Source organism: endosymbiont of Riftia pachyptila (vent Ph05) (assembly GCF_000224455.1).
GTDB classification, from domain to species: domain Bacteria; phylum Pseudomonadota; class Gammaproteobacteria; order Chromatiales; family Chromatiaceae; genus Endoriftia; species Endoriftia persephonae.
This window is the reverse complement of record NZ_AFOC01000154.1, coordinates 1-4,938: the sequence shown is the minus strand read 5'-3', so window position 1 is coordinate 4,938 and position 4,938 is coordinate 1. Positions and strand designations below refer to the sequence as shown.

The window sequence follows — 4,938 nt, the reverse complement described above, 5'->3', positions numbered from 1 at the left end:
TTACAAACTAAACAAGAGCGTGCTGAAGCATATCGCCGGATATTTGAAGGACAGATTGATGCAGATCTGATTAAAAATATTCGCGAGTCGTTCAATAAATGACTTACCTTGGGAGCCTCTGATTTAGTCTGGACGAAGTCGATTGTGATTCAGAATATTCAGATTCAAGGCACAAATCACACGTAAAGCTACCGCTCCCTGCTCACGCGCCTCCCCTACACCCCTGTCGGGGATAGCTGGCTATTGCGAACGACTGCATGACTTGATCAGAGGCTCCCTTGGGAAATGGCCATTTCAGAAATAAAGTTGAAAGACTGACAAGACGCAGGGTCACGCCATTGAAACCAGGACCAAAAACCAAGTTTCAGAATAACAACAAGATAGGAAAGCAGGAGTGTTTACTCTGACCCCAGATTTCTAATAATCGAAGTGCACACGCCGTAGATTTGAGCCCATTTCCCGATAGGCTGTAGTAGAGTCTAGAAATGGACAAGCCCCCTCCCGCCGCCCAACGCCGCCGCCGACGCCGACGCCGACGCCGACGCAAAATCCTGTTGCGACTGCTCATCCTCTGGATCATCACCATCGTCGCCTGGCAACTGCTGCGCCCCCACTTCAGCGAGCAGGAACGGCAGATCCGCAGTCAGCTGCGCCACACTATCGAGCAGCGCTTTCCGCAACAGGCTGCCGAGGCAAACGCACACTACGGCCTGAAACCCTTCCCCGCCGGGCGTCCGCTCAATCTATCCCGCCCCCAGGTAGTGTTGATCCACGGTCTCGATGACCCAGGCAAGATCTGGATGAATCTGGCGCCGACACTGGCCAAAACAGGCTTCAGCATCTGGCTGATGAACTATCCGGACGACCAGCCGATCAGCGACTCAGCCGAGCTGTTTCACCAACAGCTGCAGTGGCTGCAACAGCAGGGCGTCAGCTCGATCACCATCATCGCCCACAGCATGGGCGGACTAGTCAGCCGTGATCTGCTGAGTCGTCCCGAGTGGCTGACAGACAAGAATATCCCTCAGGTCAGCCAGCTGATCCTGGTCGGCACCCCCAACCAGGGCTCAGAGCTGGCACGGCTGCGCTTCTTTGCCGAGCTGCGCGACCAGTTTGCCGAGATCCCCAACGGCGAGTTCGGCTGGCTCAACGCGATCTTCGACGGTGCTGGCGAGGCGGGCCTCGACCTGACTCCCGGCAGTCCGTTTCTTACTCAGCTGAACAGCCGCCCAGCACCCCCCGACACCCGCATAATGGTGATCGCCGGCCAACTCGGCCAGATCGATAAACAGCGTCTGCAGACCGCCATTGCAAACCACCGGGAGACCCTGCCCGAAGGCACAGAGGTGGCCCTGCTGCAGCTGTTCGAGCAGATCGAAGCGGCGCTGGCGATCCTCGGCGATGGCCTGGTCAGCCTCAACTCCGCCCGCCTGCCCGGAGCGGAGTTCCACACCGTCAGCGGCACTCACCTCTCGATCATCCGCAACATCTCCACCGAGAGCCAACGCGTACCACCGGCGATCCCGCTGATCCTACAGCTGCTCACCCCCACTGTTGAAGAAGCGATAAAAGAGCCGTGAACAAGCTGCCTGTTTCTGTCAGGATCTGCCACTGCCCTGCCATCATCCCCTGACATAGTTGGGTGACAAGAACGACCTAAGGAGAATGGCCATGTGGGGTCATCACCACCCGCTCTCGAAACCCTTGTCCCTGCTGCTGCTCGGCCTCTGGCTAGTGGCGGCCAGCCTGCCACTGCAGGCTGCTGAAGCGCTGCAGGTACTCGACGTCTCGGAACGCGCCATCGAGGGCAAGAACCAGATCTGTGCCCTGTTCAGCCAGCCCCTCGACCCCAGCACCAATATCCAGCCCTACTTCAATCTCACCACCGATCAGGGCTTGGTGGAGGGGGCCTGGGTGCTCTCGAAGGATGGCCGACGCGCCTGCTTCCCCGACACCGAACCAGAGACCGACTACCGCCTGACCATCTACCGCAAACTGCAGGCAGCGAATGGATCACAACTGGCGCAGAACCACCCCGCCAGCCTGAAGACCCGGCAGCTGCAGCCCGCCGCCAGCTTCGATAGCCAGGGTTCGCTGCTGCTGCCTCACAAGGGCAGCGGCCTGCCGATCGTCGCGGTCAACGTGGATGCGGTCGACATCACCTTCCACCGGGTACGCGAGGCGAGCCTACTGGAAGTCTGGCGGCAGCTGCAGTCGCGCTACCGTTACAGCCTGTTCGAGAAGCTCGCCGACTGGACCGAGCTGGTCCACAGCGGCCGCTTCACCCTGGATCTGCCGCGCAACACCCGCGCCCGCCGCAGCATCGACATCAGCGCCCAGCCGGCCCTGGCTGAGCCCGGCCTCTATCTAGCACTGATGAAACCCGCCGGCAGCTACACCAGCTATCCCGAGACCGCCTACTTCACCATCACCGACATCGGCCTGCACGCGCGCCGCTACAATAACCAGCTCGACATCTACAGCTACTCCCTAGGCAAGGCGCAGCCGCTGGCCGGCGTCACCCTGGAGGCACTCGACCGCAAAGGCAACCTGATCGCCACCAGCCGCACCTCGCCGGAGGGGCTGGCCAGCTTCAGCCACGCTCTCGACCAGATCGAGCTGATCCGTGCCCACAAGGAGGCCCAGCTGACCCTGCTCGCGCTCAACAGACCGGCCCTTGACCTCTCCGATTTCGACCTAGGTGAGCAGCCCGACCAAGCCCAGCAGCTCTTCATCTATAGCGAGCGCGACCTCTACCGCCCCGGCGAAACGATCCACTTCAACGGCCTGCTACGCGACCGGGACGGCCGCTTCGACAACGCCCCTGTGCTGAAGGCGACCATCCGCGGCCCGGATGATCAGGAGGTCAAACGCCTGCGTTGGCGTTCAGATGCCCTGGCAGGTTACTACCAGCAGGCATTTCACATCCCCACCAGCGCCAAGACCGGTCGCTGGCAGCTGCAGGTGGAAAAGCCCGACGGCGAGCCCGCCCGCTACAGCTTCCAGGTGGAGGAGTTCCTGCCAGAACGAATGAAACTGGACCTCTCGGCCGCAACTGACAAGTCTACCAGCCCGGCAGAACCGATAGAGATCAAGGTACAAGGAGACTACCTCTACGGCGCACCCGCTGCCGGCAACCGCCTCAGCAGCCAGCTCGAGCTCGCCCTCTGGCGCGACCCCATCGCCACCCTGCCCGGCTTCCAGTTCGGTGATCAGGACGAGCAGCAACACAACCAGCGTTTTGAGCTGGAGGATCTGCAGCTCGACGCCAGCGGCCAAGCCCGGCTGCAGATTCCCTCGCGCTGGGCAGATAGCCGCTCACCGCTGCGCCTGTCACTCACCGCCAGCCTGTTCGAGTCAGGAGGCCGACCAGTGAGCCGCCGCCACGACCAGCTGATCTGGCCCACGGGTGGAGTGATCGGCATTCGCCCGCCCTTCGACAAAGAACAGAATCCTCCGGCCGACAGCCGCCTCACATTCGAGATCGTGATGGCCGACGCCGACGGCCGGCTGCTCGCCGCCCAAGGCCTGGAGGCGACCCTGATCCGCGAGGAGCGCCAATACTTCTGGGAGTACTCCAGCGACCGCGGCTGGTATTCGGAGTTCACCGAGCAGGCCTATCCGGTCCTCAATACCACACTGGATCTGGCGGAAGGCGAGCATGGCAAGCTGGAACTGCCGGTGGAGTGGGGCCGCTACCGGCTGGAGATCAGCGACCCAGCCAGCGGCCGCCGATCGAGCCTGCGCTTCACTGCTGGAGAGACCTGGTACCACGACTGGCAACAGAGCCAACAGAGCGGCCAGGCAACACGCCCCGACAAGGTCAGCCTGGCGCTGGACCAGGCCGCCTACCGCCCCGGCGACACGGCCCAGCTGCGCATCGTGCCACCCCACGACGGCCAGGGCCTGGTGCTGGTGGAGAGCAGTGAGCGCCCACTCTGGTCAGCCAGCCTGCCGTTACGCAAGGCCGGCAGCCAGATCGAGATCCCCATCGACCCGACCTGGCAGCGCCACGACCTCTACATCTCGGTGCTGGCGCTGCGCCCGGCGGCAACCGACCAGCAGCTGATCACGCCCAATCGCGCCATTGGCCTGCTGCACCTGCCCCTGGAGCGCAGCGAACGGCGGCTTGAGGTCAGCATCCAAAGCCCCGACAAGGTGGAGCCCAACCGGCCCCTGACGGTCCGCCTCAAGGCCCAAGGCATCGACAACAGCCAGCCGCTCCACGCCACCCTGGCAGCGGTGGATGTCGGGGTGCTCAATATCACCGACTTCGCCACCCCCGATCCTTTTGCTGGCTTGTTCCAGCGGCGCCGCTTCCAGGTCGAGAGCCGGGATGTCTATGGCCGGCTGATCGAACTCAACCGCTACCCACTGGCCCGGCAACGCTTTGGCGGCGACGGCATGGGCGGCAACGCCAAGATGCCCCGCAGCGAGGTAAAGATCATCTCACTGTTCAACGGCCCTGTTTCATTGAATGCCCAGGGCGAGGCACAGATCGAGCTGCAGCTGCCCGACTTCAACGGCACGCTGCGGCTGATGGCGGTGGCCTTCGGTGAGGATCGCTTCGGCAGCGGCGAGCGGGAATCCAGGTCGCCGCACCGGTCGTCACCCAGCTGGCGCTGCCGCGTTTTCTCGCCAGCGGCGACCAGAGCAACCTGGCGCTGGACCTGCACAACACCACCGACACCGAACAACCATTGAGCCTGCAGCTACAGGCCACAGCCCCGCTCATCCTCAACGCTGAGCTCGAGAGACTGCTGCTGGCCGCCGGCGAGAAGCGGACCCTTCGCTACCCTCTGCAGGCGGGCGACCGATTCGGCCTGGCGCAGATCCACCTGGCGGTTGAGGGCAAGCAGATCGAACCATTCCAGCGCCACTGGCAGCTGACGGTACAGCCCGCCTGGCCTGCGATTCGGGAGTGCCGTTCCCTGACCA

General features: G+C 62.9%; 3 protein-coding genes. All 3 read left to right on the top strand.

Annotated features, from left to right (window positions below):
• Positions 1-485 precede the first annotated feature (485 nt).
• The gene (locus RIFP1SYM_RS15710) at positions 486-1,580 is read left to right on the top strand and encodes an alpha/beta fold hydrolase (protein ID WP_005966655.1); all 1,095 of its coding nucleotides are present in this window, start codon (positions 486-488) and stop codon (positions 1,578-1,580) included.
• Between the two features lie 91 nt (positions 1,581-1,671).
• A complete protein-coding gene (locus RIFP1SYM_RS15705; protein WP_050798788.1) occupies positions 1,672-4,704 on the top strand; it encodes an alpha-2-macroglobulin family protein in 3,033 nt (1,010 codons plus the stop codon).
• On the top strand, positions 4,701-4,938 hold a 238-nt coding region (locus RIFP1SYM_RS16660), incomplete at its 3' end, for a hypothetical protein (protein ID WP_139042181.1). The genes RIFP1SYM_RS15705 and RIFP1SYM_RS16660, both read left to right, overlap by 4 nt.